Origin of the sequence: Planococcus beijingensis (genome assembly GCF_016820615.1) — a bacterium.
GTDB lineage: Bacteria > Bacillota > Bacilli > Bacillales_A > Planococcaceae > Planococcus > Planococcus notacanthi.
The window spans coordinates 865,084-888,088 of sequence record NZ_JADHDZ010000001.1; the positions used below are offsets into that span (position 1 = coordinate 865,084).

Below are 23,005 nucleotides of genomic sequence, written 5' to 3' on the forward strand. Positions count from 1 at the left end.
AGGGTATAAAAATGGAAGCTTTATTCCGCAATGTACGAGAATTGGTTGAGCGGGCTGAAAAAGAACAGAAATTGATTTCTGAAATCATGATTGAACAAGAGATGCTCATGACAGACCGTTCACGTGAAGATATTATGAAGCAGATGGACCGTAATTTAACGGTCATGGAAGAAGCCGTAGAAAAAGGCCTGCAAGGCGTTCATTCCGTGTCAGGATTGACTGGCGGAGACGCTGTCCTGTTGCAGGCTTATCGTGCGAAAGGCAATACGCTCTCTGGGGACCTTTTGCTTGATGCAGTCAGCAAAGCAGTTGCGACTAATGAAGTAAACGCTGCCATGGGAACTATTTGTGCGACACCGACAGCAGGATCGGCTGGCGTGGTGCCGGGAACTTTATTTGCGGTACAGAATAAATTAAATCCGACCAGAGAGCAGATGATCCGCTATTTGTTTACGGCAGGGGCTTTCGGATTTGTCGTAGCCAATAATGCCTCGATTTCTGGAGCAGCAGGCGGATGCCAGGCAGAAGTAGGATCGGCAGCCGGAATGGCATCGGCGGCGATAATCGAAATGGCGGGCGGAACACCTCAGCAAAGTTCGGAAGCATTTGCGATCACGATGAAAAACATGCTTGGTTTGGTCTGCGATCCAGTGGCGGGATTAGTGGAAGTGCCGTGTGTGAAGCGTAATGCAATGGGAGCTGCCAACGCAGTTGTAGCAGCAGATATGGCCCTGGCCGGCGTCACCAGCCGCATTCCATGCGATGAAGTGATCGGTGCAATGTTCGAAATCGGCCAATCCATGCCGAGCGCATTGCGGGAAACTGCAAAAGGCGGACTTGCTGCAACTCCTACCGGAAAGTGGCTTGAGTCCAAGATCTTTGGAGGAGCAGTTGTTGGCAGTGGGCAGTAAAGATTCAGTCGCCACATTAAAAGGGGTCGGCAAACAAGCCGCTGAAACCCTGCAGGAAATGAAAATTGAGACCATACATGACTTGATCATGACATTTCCATATCGCCATGAAGATTTTCAATTGAAGGATTTGGCGGATACACCGCATAATGAACGGGTGACGGTGGAAGGACGGGTGGAGAGCGAAGCTTCCATCCTTTTTTTGGGTAAGAAAAAATCACGCACACAAGTACGGGTGCTGGTTGGCCGTCACTTGGTTAAGGCTATTTTCTTTAATCAGCCTTATGTTAAAGCGAAATTGCATTTAGGCGAAATCATCACGCTTACCGGAAAATGGGACCGTGGCCGTCAAGTGATTACGGTCTCGAGCCATTCCATCGGTCCGCGTACCGAGGGCGCGGATTTTGAACCTGTCTATAGCTTGAAAGGCAGCATCCACCAAAAAACATTCCGTAAACTGATGAGGCAGGCGTTGGATCTGGCGAAAGAAGACATTGAAGAATGTCTGCCCAAGCGCTTTCTTGACACTTACCAGTTGGCTTCAATTCAGGATGCCTTGGAATGGGTTCACTTTCCGCCAGACGGGGAAGCGGTCAAACAGGCGCGCAGGCGCTTTGTCTATGAAGAGTTATTGATGTTTCAATTGAAGATGCAGGCCCTCCGCAAAAAGAACCGTGAAGAAGAAGGCGGTTCGTTTATCGACTACGACCTGGAGCGCTTGAAGGTCTTTATTGACGCCTTGCCTTTCGATTTGACTGCGGCGCAAAAACGCGTAGTCAATGAAATTTGTAAGGACATGAAAGAGCCGTTCCGCATGAACCGCCTGTTGCAGGGGGATGTAGGTTCCGGTAAGACAGTTGTCGCGGCCATTGCGTTGTATGCAGCCCATACGGCTGGGTTACAGGGCGCTTTGATGGCGCCGACTGAAATCCTCGCTGAGCAGCATGCCAATACACTGGCAGAATGGTTCCAGCCATTTTCTTTGAATATTGCTTTGCTGACAGGATCGGTAAAAGGCAAGAAGCGCCAATTGATCCTCCAGCAGCTGGCAGCAGGAGAAATCGATTTGCTGATCGGTACCCACGCGTTAATTCAGCCGGAAGTACAGTTCCATAAACTGGGGCTCGTCATAACTGATGAGCAGCATCGTTTCGGTGTAGACCAGCGGCGTGTCCTGAAAGACAAAGGTTATAATCCGGACGTGCTGTTCATGACTGCTACTCCAATTCCACGGACCTTGGCCATTTCTGCTTTCGGGGAAATGGACGTGTCCATTATTGATGAAATGCCAGTTGGCCGAAAAGAAATTGAAACCTACTGGATGAAAAAAGAAATGTTCGGCAAAATTGTTGGGCGAATGGAAAAAGAGTTGTCGGCTGGACGACAAGCTTATGTCATCTGTCCATTAATTGAGGAATCCGATAAATTGGATTACCAAAATGCAGTCGATCTGTTTCAGCAGTTGGCGATGTATTTCAAAGACCGTTTTACGGTCGGATTGATGCACGGCCGCCTGCACTCTGAAGAAAAAGAACAGACCATGCGCGAGTTCACAGAAGGCAAAATCGATGTCTTGGTATCGACAACTGTAGTGGAAGTCGGAGTCAATGTGCCGAATGCTTCTTTCATGCTCATTTATGATGCTGAACGCTTCGGTTTGTCGCAGCTCCATCAATTGCGTGGCCGTGTCGGGCGCGGCAGCGAACAATCTTATTGTGTCCTGTTGGCGGATCCGAAAACGGAAATCGGCAAAGAACGCATGGCGACGATGACTGAAACCAATGACGGCTTTGTGCTTGCAGAGAAAGATCTGCAGCTGAGGGGACCGGGAGACTTTTTCGGCCGCAAACAAAGCGGTATTCCCGAATTTAAAATGGCAGACCTTGTGCATGATTACCGGGCACTGGAGACAGCCAGAAAAGACGCGGAACAACTGATCGGCAGCGAAGAATTCTGGCAAGCGGATGAAATGCGCTGTCTGCGCCGCCAAATAGAACAGTCGGGTGTATTATCCGGTGGAAGATTGGATTAAGAATGCAGGGAGCATAATTTTCCTTGCATTCTTTTTTTGTTATTTATATACTGATATTAGTACCAAGTGCTAATAGCGGGCGGTGACACAGTGAGAAGACCAAAAAAAGAGCGGCAACAAGCATTAAAAGATACCATCAGAGACAATCCGTTTGTAACGGACGAAGAACTGTCGGTAGAATTTGATGTCAGTGTGCAGACAATCCGTTTGGACCGGATGGAACTAGCCATACCGGAGTTGCGGGAGCGCATTAAACATGTCGCTGTAAAGACCTTTGAAGACGAAGTGAAATCTCTCCCGATAGATGAAGTGATCGGAGAGATTATTGATATTGAATTGGATAAAAAAGCAATTTCGATTTTTGATGTAAAACCGGAACATGTTTTTCAGCGCAATCAGATTGCCAGAGGACATCACCTGTTCGCTCAGGCCAATTCCTTGGCAGTTGCGGTGATGAACGAAGAGCTGGCATTGACTGTGAAATCGGAACTGCAGTTTTTGCGTCCGGTAACAGCGGGTCAGCGTGTCGTTGCGAAAGCGGAAGTGATCGACAGCCATCCTGAAAAAAATCGGGCGTTCGTGAAAGTCGTTTCGGCAGTCGATCAGGTGACGGTTTTCATCGGAACATTTGAAATGTATCGAATGACAGAGCAAAGTGAAGGTGACGAGAAATGAAAATAGCGGTTGACGCAATGGGTGGAGATAATGCCCCAAAAGAAATTATCGCAGGAGTATACAAAGCATTGGATGAATTCAGTGATATTGAAATCCAACTATACGGCCATCAGGAAAAAATGCAGGAATTTCTTAAGGAACATGAACGCCTGACAATCGTCCATTGTGAAGAGGTCATCGAGTCGGAAGATGATCCGGTCCGTTCAGTCAGACGCAAGAAAGACGCTTCTATGGTCCGTATGGCTCAAGCTGTAAAAGACGGCCAGGCAGACGCATGCGTATCAGCGGGAAATACAGGAGCACTCATGTCAGCAGGCTTGTTTGTTGTAGGCCGAATTGACGGTGTGGACCGGCCTGCATTGGCACCAACCTTGCCGACTATTGATGGAAAAGGGTTTGTTATGCTGGACATGGGCGCCAATGCAGAAGCCCGGCCGGAGCACCTTGTGCAATACGCCATCATGGGAAGCATCTATGCGGAAAAAGTCCGGGGTATTAAAAATCCGACGGTCGGATTACTGAATATCGGAACGGAAGAGAAAAAAGGCAATGATTTGACCAAAGCAGCTTTTCCTTTATTAAAAGAAGCGCCTGTCAATTTTATCGGCAACGTGGAATCGCGTGATCTGTTGAATGGTGTTGCGGATGTTGTGGTCACCGATGGGTTTACAGGCAATATGGTGTTGAAAACAATAGAAGGTACGGCAATGAATGTCTTTTCCATGATTAAAGATGTGTTCATGAGTTCTGCTAAAACAAAAGTTGCCGCTTTCTTGGTGAAAGACAATATCAAAGGCTTGAAAGGCATGCTGGATTACAGCGAATACGGCGGTGCTGGCCTGTTTGGTTTGAAGGCGCCGGTCATCAAAGCTCATGGTTCGTCGAACGCTACAGCATTGTTCAATGCGATACGCCAGACACGCACGATGGTGGAATACGATGTAACCGGCACAATTTACAGTACGCTGAAAAAGGAGACTGTCCATGAAGACTAAAATTGCATTTATCTATCCAGGCCAAGGATCTCAGGCGGTCGGAATGGGCGAAAGCTTTTTAACTGATGATACAAGCCGGAAGTTCTTTGAAAACGCGGATCAGTCCCTAGGCCTGAACTTATCCAAACTGATGCTTGAAGGGCCGCAGGAAGAATTGACGCTGACTTATCATGCTCAACCTGCCTTGCTGACAGTCAGTTCAATGATTACAGAACGGTTGATCCGTGCTGGTATCCGGCCTGACTATACAGCCGGCCATAGCCTTGGTGAATACAGCGCGCTGGTTACTTCCAATGTGATGGAATTTCCGACAGCTGTCGACATCGTACATAAACGTGGTTTGTTCATGAATACCGCTTTTCCTGCAGGAGAAGGCACGATGGCGGCTATTCTGGGTATGGACAGTGCAGAGCTGGAAAAAGTGACGAATGAAGTCACTGATACCACAGGTGTTGTTCAATTGGCCAACTTAAATTGCCCAGGACAAATCGTTATCTCTGGAACAAAAGCAGGAGTGGAGCAGGCTTGTCTGCTGGCCAAAGAACGCGGTGCTAAAAGAGCGATTCCGCTTGATGTCAGCGGACCCTTCCATTCGGAATTGATGCGTTCGGCATCGCAGGACCTGGCAAAAGAATTGAGTGCTGCTTTCCTATTGGATGCTAAAGTACCGGTGGTTTCGAATGTTACGGCCAAATCGGAAACGAATGCTGCTCAAATACAGGATCTATTGGTACGCCAATTGTATTCACCGGTGCTATGGGAGCAATCTGTCCGTGAAATGATCGATTTGGACGTTACGGTCTTCATCGAAATCGGCCCAGGAAAAGTATTGAGCGGACTTGTGAAAAAAATTGACCGTTCGGTTAAAACCTTGCCGGTCTATGACCTGGAGTCATTTGAAAAAGCGGTAGAGGAGTTGGCGAAATGAGCAAATTAGCTGGGAAAACAGCAATCATTACCGGAGCGTCCCGCGGGATCGGAGCGGAAATCGCTCGGCAATTCGCAGCAAACGGAGCTAAAGTGGTTGTCAATTACAGCGGCAGCCAAGAAAAAGCGGAAGCGGTTGTAGCAGATATCCAAGCGAACGGCGGAGAAGCGATTGCAGTCAAAGCCAATGTCTCAGATTCAGAATCAGTCAAGGCAATGGTGGATGGAGCCATGAAAACTTTCGGGTCTGTGGATATTTTAGTCAATAACGCCGGAATTACCCGTGATAACCTGATGATGCGCATGAAAGACGATGAATGGGATGACGTCATCAACACCAATTTAAAAGGCGTCTTTGTTTGCACCAAAGCAGTGACCCGCCAAATGATGAAACAACGTGCTGGCCGGATCATCAACATCGCTTCAATCGTGGGTGTCATGGGCAATGCGGGACAGGCAAACTATGTCGCATCAAAAGCGGGTGTCATCGGACTGACTAAAACAACAGCCCGTGAATTGGCAAGCCGTGGCATCACAGCCAATGCTGTAGCGCCCGGATTCATCACGACCGATATGACCGACCAATTGACCGAAGATGTCCAAAAAGCAATGTTGGGACAAATTCCGTTGGGCCGGTTCGGTGCGCCTGAAGATGTCGCGAAAGCTGCGCTTTTCCTGGCTTCTGATGATGCTTCCTATATGACGGGCCAAACGCTTCACCTTGATGGCGGAATGGTCATGTAAGAAAGTTTTTTGTATACTGATTTGAGGGGAGGTGACGACATTGTCAACAGTATTAGAGAGAGTAACTAAAGTAATCGTGGATCGTCTAGGTGTAGAAGAAAGCGAAGTGAAACTTGAAGCTTCATTTACCGGTGACCTAGGTGCAGATTCATTGGACGTAGTGGAATTGGTTATGGAACTTGAAGATGAATTCGATATGGAAATTTCTGACGAAGATGCTGAAAGCATGGCTACAGTAGGCGACGCAGTAACGTACATCGAGAAGAAGCAAGCTTAAGGCCGAAATGCTGAAGCGATCGTTAAGACCCGACAGGCATAAGGCGCGTTGACGAAGCGGCGTGTTTTTGCCGCACAGTCGACGTGACTTATGACCCCGAGGGTCTGATCGCTGAAGCTGGACACCAAGAAATGCAGAAGCGACCAAGCGGTCCTTTCGAAAAAGATACTTAAACACCCATTGACGCACAATTGCTGTTATACTAAGCAGTTGTGCGTCAATTCTCTTTTTGCACAATAGCTGAAAAAAAGGTAAAATTGATGGAAGTCTACAAAGGAAGGCAGATAAAAAATGGCAATGAATAGAAAAGCGAATCATCAAAAGCCGGGCGTTATAAAAGAAAGTGCCAAAGTGGCGTTTGAACAACTGCAAAAAGAGCTGAACGTTTCATTTAATAAACCCGCCCTGCTGTATCAGGCATTTACGCATTCATCTTATGTGAATGAGCATCGGAGAAAACAATTTACCGATAACGAACGATTGGAATTTTTGGGAGATGCAGTGCTGGAACTATCGGTTTCGCATTACCTCTATATGAAATATCCTGAAATGAGCGAAGGTGAATTGACGAAGCTGCGTGCAGCCATCGTTTGTGAACCGTCACTTGTTTTATTTGCCAATGAACTTGGGTTCGGCAAATACATCCTGTTAGGAAAAGGGGAAGAGCTGACAGGGGGGCGGACGCGTCCAGCTTTGCTTGCAGATGTATTTGAATCCTATATCGGCGCTCTGTACCTGGATCAGGGAATGGACCCAGTTGTCGCGTTTTTGGAGAAGATATTGTTTCCAAAAGTAGAAATCGGTGCTTTTTCGCATGTGATGGATTATAAAAGCCAATTGCAGGAATTAATACAGCAGAAGAATAATGGGGCATTGAGTTATGAAATTATCGATGAAACCGGACCTGCACACAGCCGTGTGTTCGTGACGCGAGTGTCTCTGGCAGACCAGGAGCTCGGAGTCGGCAACGGCCGGTCCAAAAAAGAGGCGGAACAGCAGGCAGCTCAGCTGGCAATCCGTAAATTGCAAGAAGCAGCGGAGGATTAACGATGTTTTTGAAGAGATTGGAAGTCATGGGGTTCAAATCGTTTGCTGATCGCATTGGCATTGATTTTGTACCTGGAGTAACAGCCGTCGTCGGACCGAACGGCAGCGGCAAAAGCAATGTCACCGATGCCATCCGTTGGGTGCTCGGTGAACAATCCGCGAAATCACTGCGCGGAGCCAAAATGGAAGATGTGATCTTTTCAGGAAGCGATTCCCGAAAACCGCTGAATTTTGCGGAAGTCACGTTAATTTTAGATAATGCAGATGGCCGTGTCCCTCTCGATTACAGCGAAGTCAGCGTAACGAGAAGGGTTTTTCGCAGTGGCGAAAGTGCCTATTTGCTGAACAAGCAAAATTGCCGGCTAAAGGATATCACCGACCTGTTTATGGATTCAGGGCTTGGAAAAGAAGCCTTTTCCATCATTTCACAGGGGCGTGTAGACGAGATCCTGAATTCCAAAGCAGAAGAGCGCCGGTCGATTTTTGAAGAAGCCGCCGGTGTCCTGAAATACAAACAGCGCAAGAAAAAAGCTGAAGTGAAATTAAACGAAACCGATGAAAACCTGAATCGGGTGCTGGATATCCTGCATGAATTGGATGGCCGGATGGAACCGCTTCAGATCCAAGCTTCTACAGCGCGCGATTATTTGGATATGAACGAACAACTGAAAGATGCCGATATCGCTTTATTGGCATTTGATGCGGGCAACTTGGAGCAGGAATTGGAACAGCTGACGTTCGATGCTGCAGCACATACGGAAAAAGAACAGCAATTATCAGCTGATATCCATCTGAAAGAACGTGCAGTTGCAAAAATCCGCCGTACTTTGGCTGATCTGGATAATAAAATAGATCAGGCGCAGAATTCTCTTGTGGAAGCGAGTGCGGAGACCGAGAAATGGCAAGGGCGCAAATTGCTCATGTCCGAGAAAAAGAGCAATGCCCATCGGCAAGCCAAGCAATTGCAGGAAAATGTGGATGCTGAAAAAATAGAAAATGTTTTTTTGGAAAAGAAGCATACCGAGCAATTAGTTTTGCTGGAAGAGCGCAAAGTGGAGCTGCAGACAATTAGAGCGGCAATCAAACAACTTGAAGAACAATTGAACCGCAGCCCGGCTGACATCGAAAATGAAATTGAAAACTGCAAGTCTATTTATATTGAATTGATGAATGAACAGGCAACAGTTAAAAATGAATTGAAGAATATCGGTTTGCAGGCACAGCAATTATCCGAGTCGACAGGACGCATCGAATCACAGCGCACGGACTTTACGGCAGAGTTGTCCAAGCTGGAAAGTGAAAAAACGAAAGCGGAGCAGAACGCTCAAGAAATCCGAACGTTATTGGATGACAAACGCCAGCAATACAAAGACAGCGAAGCTGCCTACCAACAGCAGAAGCAAAACTTCGAACAAAAACAGTCGATGCTGTTCCAGGCGTATCAATCGCAGAAGCAATTAGCTGCACGGATTGGCACACTTCAAGAATTGGAAGCTGATTTTTCAGGGTTTTTCCAAGGGGTACGTGAAGTGTTGGTAGCGCGTGAAAAAGGTCATCTAGCAGGAATTAGAGGGGCTGTCGCTGAGCTTGCGCAAGTGGAGAAAACCCACGCCAAAGCCATCGAAACGGCTTTGGGCGCTTCCAGCCAGCACATTGTCACGGAAAATGAACAGCATGCCCGTGAAGCCATCAATTTTCTTCGGAAGAAAAGAGCAGGCCGTTCTACGTTCCTGCCGATGACTGTCATGAAGGCCAGAAAGATTCCAGAACATACACTGGCCACGGTCCGTGAACATCCTTCCTATATCAGCATGGCTTTTGAATTGGTCAGCTACGATCCACAATACAGCATGATCATTGAAAACTTATTGGGCAATGTCATCATTGCGACTGATTTAAAAGGTGCCACGGCTATTGCAAGAGCAACCGGCAACCGTTTCCGTGTTGTGACACTAGAAGGCGATATCGTCAATGCCGGTGGATCGATGACAGGCGGAGCCAGCAAAATGCAAGCCTCTTTCTTTACGCGAAAAGCGGAGCTTGAACAATTGCTGGTACAGGCTTCGGAATTGAAAGAAACGATCCTGAATGCAGAGAAAACCGTTCAGAAAGAGCAGGCGGATGTCAAAGCAGCTGAAGAATCGATTCAAATTCTGCGGGCCGAAGGCGAAAAATACCGCGATATGGAAGCCGAAAGTGCCATTATCCTGCGTGAAATTGAGGCGGTACTAAAAACCACCATTGAGCGTTTCCGCCTTTTCGAAGCGCAACAGAAAAACAGGGAATACGATTTGACGGCCATTACCGGGCGTCAGGAAACAGCCGCCAGCCGCCTTGAGAGCATCGTTAAAGAATTGCACGCCATTACTGTGAAAATCGACGAATTGACGCTGTTCAAGCAGCAAAATGAATCAGCACGCGATCAGGTTCTGGAGAAATTAGCTGAACAGAAGTCCTTATATGCGGTGACAAAAGAACGTGTCACGCAATTGACTGCCAGCGAAGCTGAACTTTCTGAACGCTTGGAGAAAAGTAACCGCAAGCTGCAGGAACATCAAAAAGAACTGCAGTGGATCCAGTCGGAAGAAGCGGCAAAAGTCTATTCGGATGAGGAAATCCTTCGTGAAATCGAGTCTTGGTCAGCGAAGAAAGTGCAGATTCAGCAAACTGTCAACCAGACGAAAGAACAGCGGGCAGAGCAGCAAAATGGCCTGAATGAGCTTGAAGAAAACCTAAAGGAACAACAGCGCATCTACAAAGGCTATGTAGAGGCCATCCGAATCTGTGAAGTCAAATCGACGCGATTGGATGTCCAGATCCAAAGCCTTATTGCGCAGCTTGAAGCCAGTTACCAGCTGACACTGGAGCAGGCGAAACAATTTGAAATGATGGACGAAGAAACAGTTGTCCGCAGAAAGGTCAAGTTGCTGAAGCAGTCGATTGAGGAACTCGGGCCGGTGCATCTTGGCGCCATCGAGGAATTCGATCATGTTTCTGACCGCCATGCATTTTTGACGGAGCAGCGCAATGACTTGAATGAAGCAAAAGATACTTTGCGTACATTGATTCGTGAAATGGATGGGGAAATGACCAGCCGTTTCGATGAAACCTTCCACGCAATCCGCAAACAGTTCCAACGTGTCTTCAAAGAGCTTTTTGGTGGAGGTTCGGCGGATCTCGTACTGACCGATCCGCAGGACTTGCTTATGACCGGTGTGGAAATAATCGCTCAGCCGCCAGGCAAAAAACTGCAGAACCTGACCCTTTTATCGGGAGGGGAACGTGCACTGACTGCCATCGCTTTATTGTTTGCGATTTTGAATGTGCGCCCTGTGCCATTCTGTGTCCTTGACGAAGTAGAAGCGGCACTTGATGAATCGAATGTCGTGCGTTACAGTCAATACCTGAAGAAATTCAGCGAAGACACACAGTTCATCGTCATTACGCATCGTAAAGGAACGATGGAAGGCGCGGATGTTTTGTATGGCATAACCATGCAGGAATCTGGAATTTCGAAATTGGTGTCCGTTAAACTTGAAGAGAAAATTTAAAAGAGGAGTGGTCACGTGAGTTTCTTTAAAAAATTAAAAGAAAAATTTGCTGGGAACGCCGAGGCTGAAGAATCAACTGAAAAATACAAGGAAGGCTTAGCCAAAACCCGTACAGGCTTTACTTCAAAAATCAATGATTTGGTGGCGAAATACCGCAAAGTCGACGAAGACTTTTTTGAGGAACTGGAAGAAATCCTGTTGCAGGCGGACGTTGGATTTGAAACAGTCCTTGAGTTGATGGACGACTTGCGTTTTGAAGTCCAGAGGAAAAACGTCAAGGACACATCAAACGTTCAATCTGTCATCTCTGAAAAATTGGTTGAAATCTATCAGGCTGGCGAAGCCGAAATCAACGAAATCAATTTCGTTGAGGGTCTGACGGTTATTTTAATGGTCGGCGTCAATGGGGTCGGAAAAACTACCACAATCGGTAAATTAGCGCATCGTTTCAAAAACGAAGGCAAAACCGTCATGTTGGCCGCAGGTGATACATTCCGTGCGGGAGCAATCGAACAATTGGATGTTTGGGGCCAGCGTGTAGGCGTTGACGTCATCAAGCAAAGCGAAGGTTCAGATCCTGCGGCCGTCATGTATGACGCTGTCCGTTCGGCTAAATCCCGCGGAGTGGATGTTTTGATCTGTGATACGGCTGGCCGTCTCCAGAACAAAGTCAATCTGATGAATGAACTGCAGAAAGTGCACCGTGTCATATCACGTGAAGTTCCAGGCGCGCCCCATGAAGTGCTGTTGGCACTTGATGCCACAACCGGACAAAATGCCATGATCCAAGCGCAGACGTTCAAAGAAGTAACGGATGTTACAGGCATTGTCCTGACCAAATTGGATGGAACGGCAAAAGGCGGTATTGTCTTGGCGATCCGCAACAAGCTGAAGATTCCTGTGAAATACGTAGGCTTGGGTGAAAAATTGGATGATCTCCAACCGTTTGACGCCCAAAAATATGTCTATGGTCTATTTGCTGAAGGCTTGGATAAAGAGCAGCAATTGGAAGATGCACAGACAGACAAGTAAAATTACTTGACAGCACTATTAAAATTCAGTATTCTAAGCAGTAGAATGAGTGGGGTGAGCATCAATGATGGGATTGGAAAAAACAACACGCATGAACTATTTGTTTGATTTCTATCAGGAGCTCCTGACGCCTAAACAGCGCAGCTATATGATGCTGTATTATTTAGATGACCATTCACTGGGCGAAATTGCGGAAGAATACGACATCACCCGCCAGGCAGTTTATGATAATATCCGCCGAACGGAAGCGATGCTCGAAGAATATGAACGCAAATTGCAGCTGTTCGAGAAATTTCAGAAACGGCAGCAATTGGTTTCGTCATTTGAAAAACAGCCATTCACAGAAGAACACGTCCAGCAATTTCTGGACGAACTGAAGGAATGGGACTAGGAGGCGGAAAGAATGGCATTTGAAGGATTATCCGAACGCCTGCAAGGCACCATGACAAAGATCAAAGGCAAAGGAAAAGTCAACGAAGCAGACGTTAAGGAAATGATGCGGGAAGTCCGTTTCGCCTTAATCGAAGCGGATGTCAACTTGAAGGTCGTCAAAGAATTCGTCAAGAAAGTCAGCGAACGTGCGGTTGGTGAGGATGTCATGGAAAGCCTGACTCCTGGCCAGCAAGTCGTCAAAATCGTTAAAGATGAACTGACTGAATTGATGGGCGGCGAAGAACGGAAAATCGAATTTTCCACAAAACAGCCAACCGTCATTATGATGGTCGGGCTGCAAGGAGCCGGTAAAACGACCACTACCGGAAAACTGGCCAATCTGTTGCGCAGAAAACACAACCGTAAACCGCTGCTGGTAGCAGCCGATGTTTACCGTCCGGCTGCAATTCAGCAGCTTGAGACAATCGGTAAACAACTGTCTCTTCCAGTCTTTTCGAAAGGGACAGAACTGTCTCCTGTTGAAATTGCCCGCCAGGCGATTGAACATGCAAAAACAGAACATTTGGATACAGTCATCATCGATACGGCAGGCCGTCTGCATGTCGATGAAGCCTTGATGCAGGAATTGAAGGATATTCGTGCCCTTAAAGAGCCGGATGAGATTTTCCTGGTCGTTGATGCTATGACTGGTCAGGATGCCGTAAACGTGGCGCAGAACTTCGATGAAGCTGTCGGCATTTCAGGTGTCGTCTTAACGAAACTGGATGGCGATACGCGAGGCGGTGCAGCTCTGTCAATCCGTTCTGTTACCCAGAAACCGATCAAGTTTGTCGGGATGGGCGAAAAAATGGATGCGCTGGAAGCTTTCCATCCGGAACGTATGGCATCGCGTATCCTTGGGATGGGCGATATGCTGTCGCTGATCGAAAAGGCGCAGTCAAGCGTGGATGAAACAAAAGCCAAAGAACTGGAAGAGAAGTTCAGAACTTCCACGTTCACTTTTGATGATTTCCTTGAACAAATGTCTCAGGTCAAGCAAATGGGGCCATTGGATGAAATTCTGAAGATGCTTCCAGGGGCCAATAAAATTAAAGGCCTTGAAAACGCTAAAGTTGATGAAAGCCAAATGGATCGTGTGGAAGCCATCATCTATTCGATGACGACGAAGGAAAAAACCACACCCGAAATCATCAACGCAAACCGGAAAAAACGAATTGCCAAAGGTTCGGGAACGAGCATTCAAGATGTCAACCGGCTCTTGAAACAGTTTGAAGACATGAAGAAAATGATGAAACAAATGTCCGGCATGACCAATAAAAAAGGCAAAAAGAAAATGGGAATGCCAGGCCTGGACTCACTTTTCAAGTAAAAATTTAAGGTGTTAAGAAAAAATACTTTACAAACTATTTAAAGCTTGCTAATATAATATCTTGTGTGAAACTATTCGGAGGTGCTTTAAGAAATGGCAGTAAAAATTCGCTTGAAACGTATGGGAGCTAAGAAATCTCCTTTTTACCGTATTGTAGTAGCTGACTCACGTGCTCCACGTGACGGCCGTCAAATCCAGACAGTAGGTACTTACAACCCGCTGACAGTTCCAGCTGAAGTTAAGATCGACGAAGAACTAGTGTTGAAATGGCTTCATGATGGCGCTAAACCATCTGACACTGTACGCAACTTGTTTTCTCAAAAAGGCATTATGGAGAAATTCCATAACGAAAAATTAAGCAAGTAAGGGAGATTTTCTTATGAAGCAGCTGATTGAGACCATTGTGAAACCGTTAGTTGATTATCCGGAACATGTTCATGTCGAAACCGACGAAAACGCAAGCCGAATCGTCTACAAGCTTTCCGTGCATCCTGAGGATACAGGGAAAGTGATCGGGAAACAGGGACGTGTAGCGAAAGCTGTCCGTTCAATTGTGTACTCATCAGCAGGTGGTTATCATAAGAAGAAAACTTACCTCGATATTGTGGATTAAGAAGAAGGAAGGAGCCCTGGTTCCTTCCTTTTTTTTCAGAAAAAACGAAAGGATGTCTGCTTGTGCAATGGTTTAATGTAGGGAAAATTGTCAATACCCATGGAATCCGTGGCGAAGTACGCGTTTTGTCGCGCACCGATTTTCCGGAAGAACGATTTGCGGTAGGAACGAAACTGGGGCTTTTCACGCCGGATGCAAAAAAACCGATCATGGTGAAAATCGCCAGCCATCGCCAGCATAAGAATTTTGAATTGGTGACGTTTGAAGGCTACCCAAACATCAATGATGTAGAACCGTTTAAGGAATCCTATTTAAAGATCGCTGAACACGATTTGTCGGAGCTCGAAGACAATGCGTTCTACCATCATGAAATTTTAGGCTGTACAGTTTTTTCAACTGATGGAGAGGAAATCGGAACTATCAGTGAAATTTTGGAGACAGGCGCCAATGATGTTTGGGAAGTGACCCCGAAAACAGGGAAGAAACACTACATTCCTTATATTGAAGATATCGTCAAAGAAGTGGATGTAGATGAAAAGAAAGTGATCATCGAAGTGATGGAAGGTTTGTTGTCTTGATGAACATTAACGTCTTATCGCTGTTTCCTCCGATGTTTGAAGGTGTCTTTCAACATTCGATCATGAAAAAAGCGCAGGAAAAAAATGCGGTCAGCTTGAATGTCGTGGATATCCGTGAATTTGCCGATAACAAGCGGCAAGTTGATGACTATCCATTCGGCGGAGGTGCTGGCATGGTATTGAAACCTGAGCCCATTTTCAATGCCGTTGAAAGTCTGACTCAAGAAAGCACGCCAAGGGTCATTTTGATGTGTCCGCAAGGCGAGCGTTTTACGCAGCAAAAGGCAGAAGAGCTGGCAGCTGAGAAGGAACTGGTATTCATCTGCGGCCATTATGAAGGCTATGATGAACGCATCCGCGAACACTTGGTGACGGATGAGATTTCGATTGGGGATTTTGTGTTGACTGGCGGGGAGCTGGCAGCCATGACAGTCATCGACAGTATCGTCAGACTGCTTCCAGGGGTATTAGGGAACGCAGACTCGCCGGTTCGCGACTCATTCTCTACCGGGCTCTTAGAACACCCACAATACACACGCCCAGCCGAATTCAGAGGGTGGAAGGTGCCGGAAGTCTTGACTTCCGGGAATCATGGCAAAGTCGATCAGTGGCGTGAAGAACAAACCTTGAAACGGACTTTGGAGCGCCGGCCGGATTTGCTTGATAAAATCGAATTGAACGACAAGCAACAGAAAATAATCGCTCAGCTGAAAAAACAAAAATAGATCGCAGTATGCTCTTGCACTGGAATATGTTTAGTGGTAGTATGGATACTGTACTTTTATGTGAAGTACAGGATCACGATGTTCCGCTGCAACAGTCCATTTGGGTGTAAGAGCATCTGTAGAAGGAGAGAAAAATAATGCAAAACATTATTACAGAAATCACTAAAGAACAGCTTCGTACGGATCTTCCAACGTTCCGTCCTGGAGATACTGTCCGCGTCCACGTTAAAGTTGTAGAGGGTACACGCGAACGTATTCAGGTATACGAAGGAGTAGTTATCGGTCGTCGTGGAGGCGGAATCAGTGAATCATTCACTGTTCGCAAAATCTCATACGGTGTTGGTGTTGAGCGTACATTCCCTGTACACACACCAAAAATTGCACAGCTTGAAGTTACCCGCCGTGGTAAAGTACGTCGTGCGAAATTGTACTACTTGCGTGATCTACGCGGTAAAGCAGCTCGTATCAAAGAAATTCGATAAGATTGCATTAATGAAAGAGGGCGCTTGCGCCCTCTTTCTTTTTGCTAAAAAGTTTATTTCCTTGTACAATTAAAGCAGTACGCATGGGGAGGAACACGCATGGAGACTGAAGTGAAGAAGAAGAATGAACTGTGGGAATGGTCCAAAGCTCTGTTGATCGCCTTCGGTTTGGCAGCAATTATCCGTTTCTTTTTATTCACGCCGATTGTAGTGGATGGAGAATCGATGATGCCGACTCTAGAACATGGAGATCGGATGATCGTCAACAAGATCGGTTATTCTGTCGGAGAACCTGACCGTTTCGATATCATCGTTTTTCATGCACCGGAACAAAAAGATTATATCAAGCGTATAATCGGATTGCCGGGAGATCATGTCGCCTATGAAAACGATCAGTTATATATAAATGGTGAAGCAGTTGAAGAGCCCTATCTGGATATCTACAAGCAAGGAATAACCGGTACATTGACAGAAGATTTTGCTCTGGAGGATGTAACGGGAGAAAGCACCATACCCGAAGGATCTGTTTTTGTGATGGGCGATAATCGCCGCCAAAGCAAAGACAGCCGCCATATCGGATTGGTCCCGACCGACGAAGTGATCGGGGATACAAGTTTTGTTTTTTGGCCGTTGGCTGAAGCGGGAGTTGTCAAATAAGGAGTGGTTTTATGACGATACAATGGTTTCCTGGACATATGGCAAAAGCACGGAGACAAGTTACTGAAAAATTAAAGTTGGTTGATATCATTTTTGAACTTGTGGATGCCAGGTTACCTTTATCTTCACGAAATCCGATGATCGATCAAGTGATTCAGCAAAAACCCCGTCTCATTATCTTGAATAAAATGGACATGGCAGATGAAGTTGAAACGAAAAAGTGGATTCGTTATTTTGAGGATCAAGGTACCCGGGCGGTAGCCATCAATTCCCTTGAGGGAAGAGGGCTCCAGCTCGTGACAAAAGCGTCGAAAGAAATACTGTCAGACAAATGGGATCGCATGATTGCCAAAGGCATCAAGCCCCGTGCCATTCGTGCGATGATTGTCGGCATTCCAAACGTCGGAAAATCGACGCTCATTAACCGTTTGTCGAAGAAGAGTCTTGCGAAGACCGGTAATATGCCGGGGGTGACAAAAGCACAGCAATGGATTAAAGTCGGCAAGGAAATTGAGTTGTTGGATACACCTGGTATTTTATGGCCGAAGTTTGAGGATCCGGAGACCGGCTTGAAATTAGCGGTAACGGGTGCCATCAAAGATTCAGTCATCCAAATGCAGGAATTGGCGATTTACTCTTTGAAATTCCTGGAAGAGCGCTATCCGGAACGCATGATGGAGCGCTATGGCATTGACCATGTTGACGAGGAAATCGTCAATACCTTTGATCACATCGGCAAAAAACGCGGTTGTTACGACCAACACGGCGATATCGATTATGAAACGACGGCAGAAGTAGTGGTTCGGGATATCCGCAACCAGCATTTAGGTAAAGTGACGTTCGATTACAGAGATGAAATGATTGAAGAAGAGTGAGGATTCGCTCCATTCGGTAACTGGCTGTTCCTCAGGTTTGAGGAACAGCTTTTTATGTTGAAGCGAAGAATAATGGGCTTTTAGATCTTGGCAAGGTATGCGGCAAACGAGAAAAATTGCAAAAGAAAGAAGTTGGCGAAATGCAAAAAACAAATGAAATAAAAATCAGGCTGAACGCGACCACAGAATGGCAGCTGTGGATGGATGAACTCCAAGATGATCCGCGCAAAAGCGTACAGGCTTTATTGGCCTCATGGCATAGAAAAAGAATGCAGCAGGAAAAATTGCTGGAAAACCATAATGCTAAATTGCATTTCGACAGTTTGTTTAGAAAGCAAGGCTCTGACTTAGTGGCAGGCATCGATGAAGCAGGCAGAGGTCCGCTTGCTGGCCCGGTTGTCACGGCTGCAGTCATTCTGCCTGAGGATTGTTCCAGCCTTATAGGGTTAAATGATTCCAAACAATTAAGCAAACTTAAACGCGATCAGTTTGCCGAAATCATCAAACAAATTGCTGTCAGCTACTCAGTGCACGTTCAGCCGCCGGCAGAGATCGATCGTCTTAATATTTACCAGGCGACTAGGAATTCCATGACCAGAGCAGCTCTGGCACTTTCACCTGCGCCTTCTGTAGTGCTGGCAGATGCCATGATGCTTGAATTGCCGATGCCTTGTGAATCCATCATCAAAGGCGATGCCAAGAGTTTGAGCATTGCAGCGGCTTCAATTTTGGCAAAGACCGGAAGAGACGCCATCATGGAAAAGTATGCAGTTCAATATCCACAATATGGTTTTGAGAAACATGCCGGATACGGCACCAAAGATCATGTTGCTGCACTTGAAATGCATGGTCCATGTGAGATCCATCGCAGCACGTTTGAGCCTGTTAAATCTCTTTTAACGCAAAGTTCTCTGTTTTAAGCATAGGAAGTTTCATCCATACAGCTAACTTCGGTGGACATTTTGTGTCAACTTTAATACAATGGTAAAGGTAGTGAAATAACGATACAGATGTTTGATTGGAGGATGACAGATGAATATCCATGAATATCAGGGAAAACAAATCCTAAAGCAATATGGAGTAGCAGTTCCTGAAGGTTATGTAGCTTTTTCTCCTGAAGAAGCCGTAAAAGCCGCTAAAGAACTTGGTACAGATGTTGTTGTGGTGAAAGCCCAAATCCATGCAGGTGGCCGAGGTAAAGCTGGCGGAGTAAAACTTGCAAAAAATTTAGACGAAGTGCGTACATATGCTAAAGAGCTTCTTGGCAAAGTGCTTGTTACGCATCAGACAGGTCCAGAAGGTAAAGAAGTGAAACGCTTGTACATTGAAGCGGGTAGCGACATTCAAAAAGAATATTACCTTGGATTGGTTCTAGACCGCGAAACTTCACGTGTAACTCTTATGGGTTCTGAAGAAGGCGGAATGGACATTGAAGAAGTAGCGGCAAACACACCGGAACGCCTTTTCTATGAAGAAATCGATCCGGTTGTCGGATTGACTGGCTTCCAGGCACGCCGTATGGCTTTCAACATGAACATTCCTGCAAAATTGGTCAATAAAGCAGCTAAATTGATGCTTGGCTTGTATCAAGCTTATGTTGACAAAGATGCGGCAATCGTTGAAATCAACCCATTGGTTGTCACTGGAGATGGACAAGTTGTAGCGTTGGATGCGAAATTCAATTTTGACGCCAACTCTCTTTACCGTCACCAAGACATTATGGAGATGCGCGACTATGACGAAGAAGATCCAAAAGAAATTGAAGCTTCCAAGTACGACTTGAGCTACGTTTCTTTAGATGGGAATATCGGCTGTATGGTTAACGGCGCCGGACTTGCTATGGCAACGATGGACACGATCAACTATTACGGCGGAACACCCGCTAACTTCCTTGACGTTGGGGGCGGTGCCACTGCTGAGAAAGTAACAGAAGCTTTCAAAATCATTCTGTCTGATAAGAATGTAAAAGGAATCTTCGTTAACATTTTCGGTGGTATCATGAAGTGTGACATCATTGCGGAAGGTGTTATTCAAGCTGCTAAAGAAGTAAGTTTGGAAGTGCCGTTAGTTGTCCGTCTTGAAGGAACTAATGTTGATTTAGGTAAAAAACTGCTAAACGAATCAGGTCTTAATATTATCGCTGCTGGCACAATGGCAGATGGCGCTAAACAGATCGTAGAACTTGTAGGCTAAAGAAGGGCAGGGACAAAAATGAGTGTATACATTAACAAAGACACAAAAGTGTTAGTACAGGGAATTACAGGGTCAACTGCCCTTTTCCATACGAAGCAAATGCTTGAATACGGAACGAAAATCGTTGCGGGTGTAACACCGGGTAAAGGCGGAACTGAAGCTGAAGGCGTGCCTGTTTTCAACACAGTTGAAGACGCAGTTAAAGCTACAGGTGCCAATGTATCTGTAATTTATGTGCCGGCTCCTTTTGCAGCTGACGCAATTCTTGAAGCTGTTGATGCTGATCTTGATATGGCCATCTGCATCACTGAACATATTCCTGTATTGGATATGGTCAAAGTGAAGCGTTACATGGAAGGCAAGAAAACACGTCTTGTCGGACCAAACTGCCCGGGCGTAATTACTCCGGACGAATGTAAAATCGGCATCATGCCGGGCTACATTCACAAAAAAGGACATGTTGGCGTTGTTTCGCGTTCAGGTACTTTGACGTATGAAGCGACTCACCAATTGTCAGAAGAGGGAATTGGCCAGTCGACAGCTGTCGGCATCGGTGGTGACCCTGTCAATGGCACGAACTTTATCGACGTATTGAAGGAATTCAATGAAGATGAAGATACTTACGCAGTCGTAATGATCGGTGAGATTGGCGGAACAGCTGAAGAAGAAGCTGCTGCGTGGATTAAAGCGAACATGACGAAACCTGTAGTAGGATTTATCGGTGGACAAACTGCACCTGAAGGAAAACGTATGGGCCATGCCGGTGCGATCATTTCTGGCGGTAAAGGAACAGCTGCCGATAAAATCAAAGCGATGAACGAAGCAGGCATCGAAGTTGCAGACACTCCATCCGTTATCGGAGAAACTTTGATCAAAGTCATCAGAGAAAAAGGGTTGTACGACAAGTGTAAAACCCATTAATAATAAAGGCTCAAAACGCTGCTTATATAGCGTTTTGAGCCTTTTTCTTTGTATGTGTATTGATGAAGCGGAAAAGTCTTGCGCAGCTTCCAGTGGGCGTTTTTTGAAGGCAATGAAACTTTATGAAACCTTCGATAACTTTCCGTACATTCATTACTTTTTGCTTGTAAAAGCCCCGGAACTGCCAAAAGCAATTCCAATCCCTATGCCAAGTGCGATGCCAATAGCCAAATTATCCATAGCCACCCCGATAGCGGATCCAATAGATACCCCAAGTGCAATGCCGACGCCCATGTTGATAGCGTTGTATTTGTTTCGTTTTTCTTCTTGAACATCTTTATTTTCACCCATACTGGCACCTCCATCATTTTATTCTGGAGAAGTTCGAATATCTATATATACGGACAAAGTTAACGATGGTTTCAAGAATTCAACAAGTGAATTTCAGGGTGAGCTTTTTAAACTGCAAATCAGAAAGGGATAAGTGTTCATCTAGCGTATTTCTATTATTATATAGAAGAAAAACGGATTTTTGTGGATGGAATTTAGAGATGATGGCAATGCCATCCCCTTGTCGGTCTACCTAAATGTCCCTGTTAAAGCTAAAAACAGATCTGCAGTAAACCAAATGGCGAATCCGATATAGAAAATGAAAATAAACAAATTCACTTTGTTGAAGCCCAACCGACTTATAATGACAATAAAATATAAAAACAAGCTGACGTACAACGGATTTTTCCAATACCCCGCATTCAAATAATAAATATAGACGAGATAAGCAGCAGAGAAAGACCAGAGGACTGCCGCTAAGCAATGAATGATGATTTTGATCTGCATTATATGGACTCCTTCCGATAATCAGCTCATAAAAAGCAGGAGGTTGTGTCTGATGGATAGCTATTTTTTTCAATGTGGTGTATGCGGAATGCCGGAAAACCAATTTTAAAAATCAAAAGGCAAGCCCACAAGCAATAATAATATTTTCCGGTTTACGGTTAGCCTAAAACCCATTAGTATAGAGACAAGGTGCTCTTTTGCTGAAGCAGTTTATTTTCATCCAAACTAGAACAGGAGGAACAAAATGGACAAAAAATTTACGAAGCGCTTATTGGCGTTGCACTATGTATTTCCGAAAAGCTTGCAGAAATTACTGCCGCTTTTGGCACAGGATCCGGATTTGACGAAGCTTGAACAAAAATCTCCATACGAACTGATGCTGTTATTGAACATAAAACTGGAACAGGCGACCAAGCTGAAGGCCTCTTACCGACAATCTTTGACATTCCCCTTGATTGAAACCTACGAAAAGTATAAGATAATCCCCGTATCTTATCAACATCCCCTGTATCCTCAGAACCTGTTTGAATTAATCGATCCACCCGCTGTGCTCTATGCTAAGGGGGACCTTACTTTATTGGCTGAACCGAAAAAGATGGCGATCATTGGTTCACGAAAAGCATCCTCCTACTCACGGGCAGCGTTGCAGAAGATTGTGCCGCCACTCGTTGAAAACGGCTTTGTCATAGTCAGTGGACTGGCAAGAGGCGCAGATGCGATGGCCCACCAAAAAACGATCGATCTTGGTGGCCGGACGATTGCTGTGACCGGCAGCGGCTTTCTTCACCCTTATCCAAAAGAGAATGCGTCATTGAATAATATAATAGAAGAAAAACATTTGGTTATAACGGAATACCCACCGTATATGGAACCGAGAAAATGGAATTTTCCGATGAGGAACCGCATTATCAGTGGATTATCTAAGGGCGTTGTTGTCACAGAAGCCTACGTGAAAAGTGGAACTTTGAGTACAATTGAACATGCCCTAGATCATGGCAGGGATATTTTTGCAGTGCCAGGGGACATTAGCTCTCCATTATCCGAAGGGCCGCATAAATTAATTTTAGAGGGTGCAAAACCAGTTTGGAATGGCTGGCAAGTGCTTGAAGAGTACCAACAAATGACAGCTGAAAAAGAATGAGGAAATGAAAAGCCTTGCATTAAGCGAAAA

General features: G+C 45.8%; 25 protein-coding genes. 23 read left to right on the forward strand and 2 right to left on the reverse strand.

Features of this window, described 5'->3' with window-relative positions:
* Positions 1 to 11 precede the first annotated feature (11 nt).
* From sdaAA to sucD, 22 genes are all read left to right on the forward strand, one after another.
* The gene (gene sdaAA, locus IRE19_RS04060; protein ID WP_203339424.1) at positions 12 to 911 is read left to right on the forward strand and encodes an L-serine ammonia-lyase, iron-sulfur-dependent, subunit alpha; all 900 of its coding nucleotides are present in this window, start codon (positions 12 to 14) and stop codon (positions 909 to 911) included.
* A complete protein-coding gene (gene recG / locus IRE19_RS04065) occupies positions 901 to 2,943 on the forward strand; it encodes an ATP-dependent DNA helicase RecG (protein WP_203339706.1) in 2,043 nt (680 codons plus the stop codon). Before sdaAA ends, recG begins: the two co-directional genes overlap by 11 nt.
* 90 nt (positions 2,944 to 3,033) lie before the next feature.
* Positions 3,034 to 3,618 carry a transcription factor FapR gene (gene fapR, locus IRE19_RS04070; protein ID WP_191714039.1) on the forward strand — a complete coding sequence of 195 codons (585 nt, stop codon included), beginning with the start codon at positions 3,034 to 3,036 and terminating at the stop codon, positions 3,616 to 3,618.
* The gene (gene plsX, locus IRE19_RS04075; protein WP_191714040.1) at positions 3,615 to 4,613 is read left to right on the forward strand and encodes a phosphate acyltransferase PlsX; all 999 of its coding nucleotides are present in this window, start codon (positions 3,615 to 3,617) and stop codon (positions 4,611 to 4,613) included. The genes fapR and plsX overlap by 4 nt, the downstream gene beginning before the upstream one ends.
* Positions 4,603 to 5,541 (forward strand): ACP S-malonyltransferase, encoded by a 939-nt coding sequence (fabD, locus tag IRE19_RS04080; protein WP_191714041.1) that lies wholly within the window; start codon positions 4,603 to 4,605, stop codon positions 5,539 to 5,541. The genes plsX and fabD overlap by 11 nt, the downstream gene beginning before the upstream one ends.
* Complete coding sequence (gene fabG / locus IRE19_RS04085; RefSeq protein WP_191714042.1) at positions 5,538 to 6,284, forward strand: 3-oxoacyl-[acyl-carrier-protein] reductase; 747 nt, start codon at positions 5,538 to 5,540, stop codon at positions 6,282 to 6,284. The genes fabD and fabG overlap by 4 nt, the downstream gene beginning before the upstream one ends.
* 40 nt (positions 6,285 to 6,324) lie before the next feature.
* Complete coding sequence (locus IRE19_RS04090) at positions 6,325 to 6,561, forward strand: acyl carrier protein (protein ID WP_146556574.1); 237 nt, start codon at positions 6,325 to 6,327, stop codon at positions 6,559 to 6,561.
* A 291-nt stretch (positions 6,562 to 6,852) separates the two neighbouring features.
* Positions 6,853 to 7,608 (forward strand): ribonuclease III, encoded by a 756-nt coding sequence (rnc, locus tag IRE19_RS04095; protein ID WP_284700300.1) that lies wholly within the window; start codon positions 6,853 to 6,855, stop codon positions 7,606 to 7,608.
* 2 nt (positions 7,609 to 7,610) lie between these two features.
* The gene (smc, locus tag IRE19_RS04100) at positions 7,611 to 11,159 is read left to right on the forward strand and encodes a chromosome segregation protein SMC (protein ID WP_203339425.1); all 3,549 of its coding nucleotides are present in this window, start codon (positions 7,611 to 7,613) and stop codon (positions 11,157 to 11,159) included.
* A gap of 15 nt (positions 11,160 to 11,174) precedes the next feature.
* Positions 11,175 to 12,191 (forward strand): signal recognition particle-docking protein FtsY, encoded by a 1,017-nt coding sequence (gene ftsY / locus IRE19_RS04105; RefSeq protein WP_191714044.1) that lies wholly within the window; start codon positions 11,175 to 11,177, stop codon positions 12,189 to 12,191.
* A gap of 67 nt (positions 12,192 to 12,258) precedes the next feature.
* The gene (locus IRE19_RS04110) at positions 12,259 to 12,582 is read left to right on the forward strand and encodes a putative DNA-binding protein (RefSeq protein WP_191714498.1); all 324 of its coding nucleotides are present in this window, start codon (positions 12,259 to 12,261) and stop codon (positions 12,580 to 12,582) included.
* Between the two features lie 12 nt (positions 12,583 to 12,594).
* Positions 12,595 to 13,953 carry a signal recognition particle protein gene (ffh, locus tag IRE19_RS04115; RefSeq protein WP_191714045.1) on the forward strand — a complete coding sequence of 453 codons (1,359 nt, stop codon included), beginning with the start codon at positions 12,595 to 12,597 and terminating at the stop codon, positions 13,951 to 13,953.
* A 93-nt stretch (positions 13,954 to 14,046) separates the two neighbouring features.
* Positions 14,047 to 14,319: a 30S ribosomal protein S16 gene (gene rpsP, locus IRE19_RS04120; protein WP_191714046.1), complete on the forward strand. Its 273-nt coding sequence runs from the start codon at positions 14,047 to 14,049 to the stop codon at positions 14,317 to 14,319.
* A 13-nt stretch (positions 14,320 to 14,332) separates the two neighbouring features.
* Positions 14,333 to 14,566, forward strand: a complete 234-nt coding sequence (locus IRE19_RS04125; protein WP_203339426.1) for a KH domain-containing protein — start codon at positions 14,333 to 14,335, stop codon at positions 14,564 to 14,566.
* Positions 14,567 to 14,628: 62 nt separating this feature from the next.
* Positions 14,629 to 15,144 carry a ribosome maturation factor RimM gene (gene rimM / locus IRE19_RS04130; protein ID WP_203339427.1) on the forward strand — a complete coding sequence of 172 codons (516 nt, stop codon included), beginning with the start codon at positions 14,629 to 14,631 and terminating at the stop codon, positions 15,142 to 15,144.
* A complete protein-coding gene (trmD, locus tag IRE19_RS04135) occupies positions 15,144 to 15,869 on the forward strand; it encodes a tRNA (guanosine(37)-N1)-methyltransferase TrmD (protein ID WP_203339707.1) in 726 nt (241 codons plus the stop codon). The genes rimM and trmD overlap by 1 nt, the downstream gene beginning before the upstream one ends.
* Positions 15,870 to 16,006: 137 nt before the next feature.
* A complete protein-coding gene (rplS, locus tag IRE19_RS04140; protein ID WP_191714049.1) occupies positions 16,007 to 16,351 on the forward strand; it encodes a 50S ribosomal protein L19 in 345 nt (114 codons plus the stop codon).
* 99 nt (positions 16,352 to 16,450) lie between these two features.
* Positions 16,451 to 17,008, forward strand: a complete 558-nt coding sequence (lepB, locus tag IRE19_RS04145) for a signal peptidase I (RefSeq protein WP_191714050.1) — start codon at positions 16,451 to 16,453, stop codon at positions 17,006 to 17,008.
* 11 nt (positions 17,009 to 17,019) lie between these two features.
* The gene (gene ylqF / locus IRE19_RS04150; protein ID WP_191714051.1) at positions 17,020 to 17,883 is read left to right on the forward strand and encodes a ribosome biogenesis GTPase YlqF; all 864 of its coding nucleotides are present in this window, start codon (positions 17,020 to 17,022) and stop codon (positions 17,881 to 17,883) included.
* Positions 17,884 to 18,023: 140 nt separating this feature from the next.
* Positions 18,024 to 18,803 (forward strand): ribonuclease HII, encoded by a 780-nt coding sequence (rnhB, locus tag IRE19_RS04155; RefSeq protein ID WP_203339428.1) that lies wholly within the window; start codon positions 18,024 to 18,026, stop codon positions 18,801 to 18,803.
* A 112-nt stretch (positions 18,804 to 18,915) separates the two neighbouring features.
* The gene (gene sucC, locus IRE19_RS04160) at positions 18,916 to 20,076 is read left to right on the forward strand and encodes an ADP-forming succinate--CoA ligase subunit beta (protein WP_191714053.1); all 1,161 of its coding nucleotides are present in this window, start codon (positions 18,916 to 18,918) and stop codon (positions 20,074 to 20,076) included.
* A gap of 18 nt (positions 20,077 to 20,094) precedes the next feature.
* Positions 20,095 to 20,997 carry a succinate--CoA ligase subunit alpha gene (gene sucD / locus IRE19_RS04165; RefSeq protein ID WP_191714054.1) on the forward strand — a complete coding sequence of 301 codons (903 nt, stop codon included), beginning with the start codon at positions 20,095 to 20,097 and terminating at the stop codon, positions 20,995 to 20,997.
* Positions 20,998 to 21,150: 153 nt separating this feature from the next.
* On the opposite strand, the gene IRE19_RS04170 is transcribed toward sucD, so the two are convergent.
* On the reverse strand, positions 21,151 to 21,348 hold the full coding sequence (locus tag IRE19_RS04170) for a glycine zipper domain-containing protein (protein ID WP_203339429.1): 198 nt from the start codon (positions 21,346 to 21,348) through the stop codon (positions 21,151 to 21,153).
* Between the two features lie 228 nt (positions 21,349 to 21,576).
* Positions 21,577 to 21,834 (reverse strand): hypothetical protein, encoded by a 258-nt coding sequence (locus IRE19_RS04175; protein WP_203339430.1) that lies wholly within the window; start codon positions 21,832 to 21,834, stop codon positions 21,577 to 21,579.
* Positions 21,835 to 22,078: 244 nt separating this feature from the next.
* On the opposite strand from IRE19_RS04175, the gene dprA reads away from it, so the two are divergent.
* Positions 22,079 to 22,975 carry a DNA-processing protein DprA gene (gene dprA / locus IRE19_RS04180; protein ID WP_203339431.1) on the forward strand — a complete coding sequence of 299 codons (897 nt, stop codon included), beginning with the start codon at positions 22,079 to 22,081 and terminating at the stop codon, positions 22,973 to 22,975.
* Positions 22,976 to 23,005: the final 30 nt, after the last annotated feature.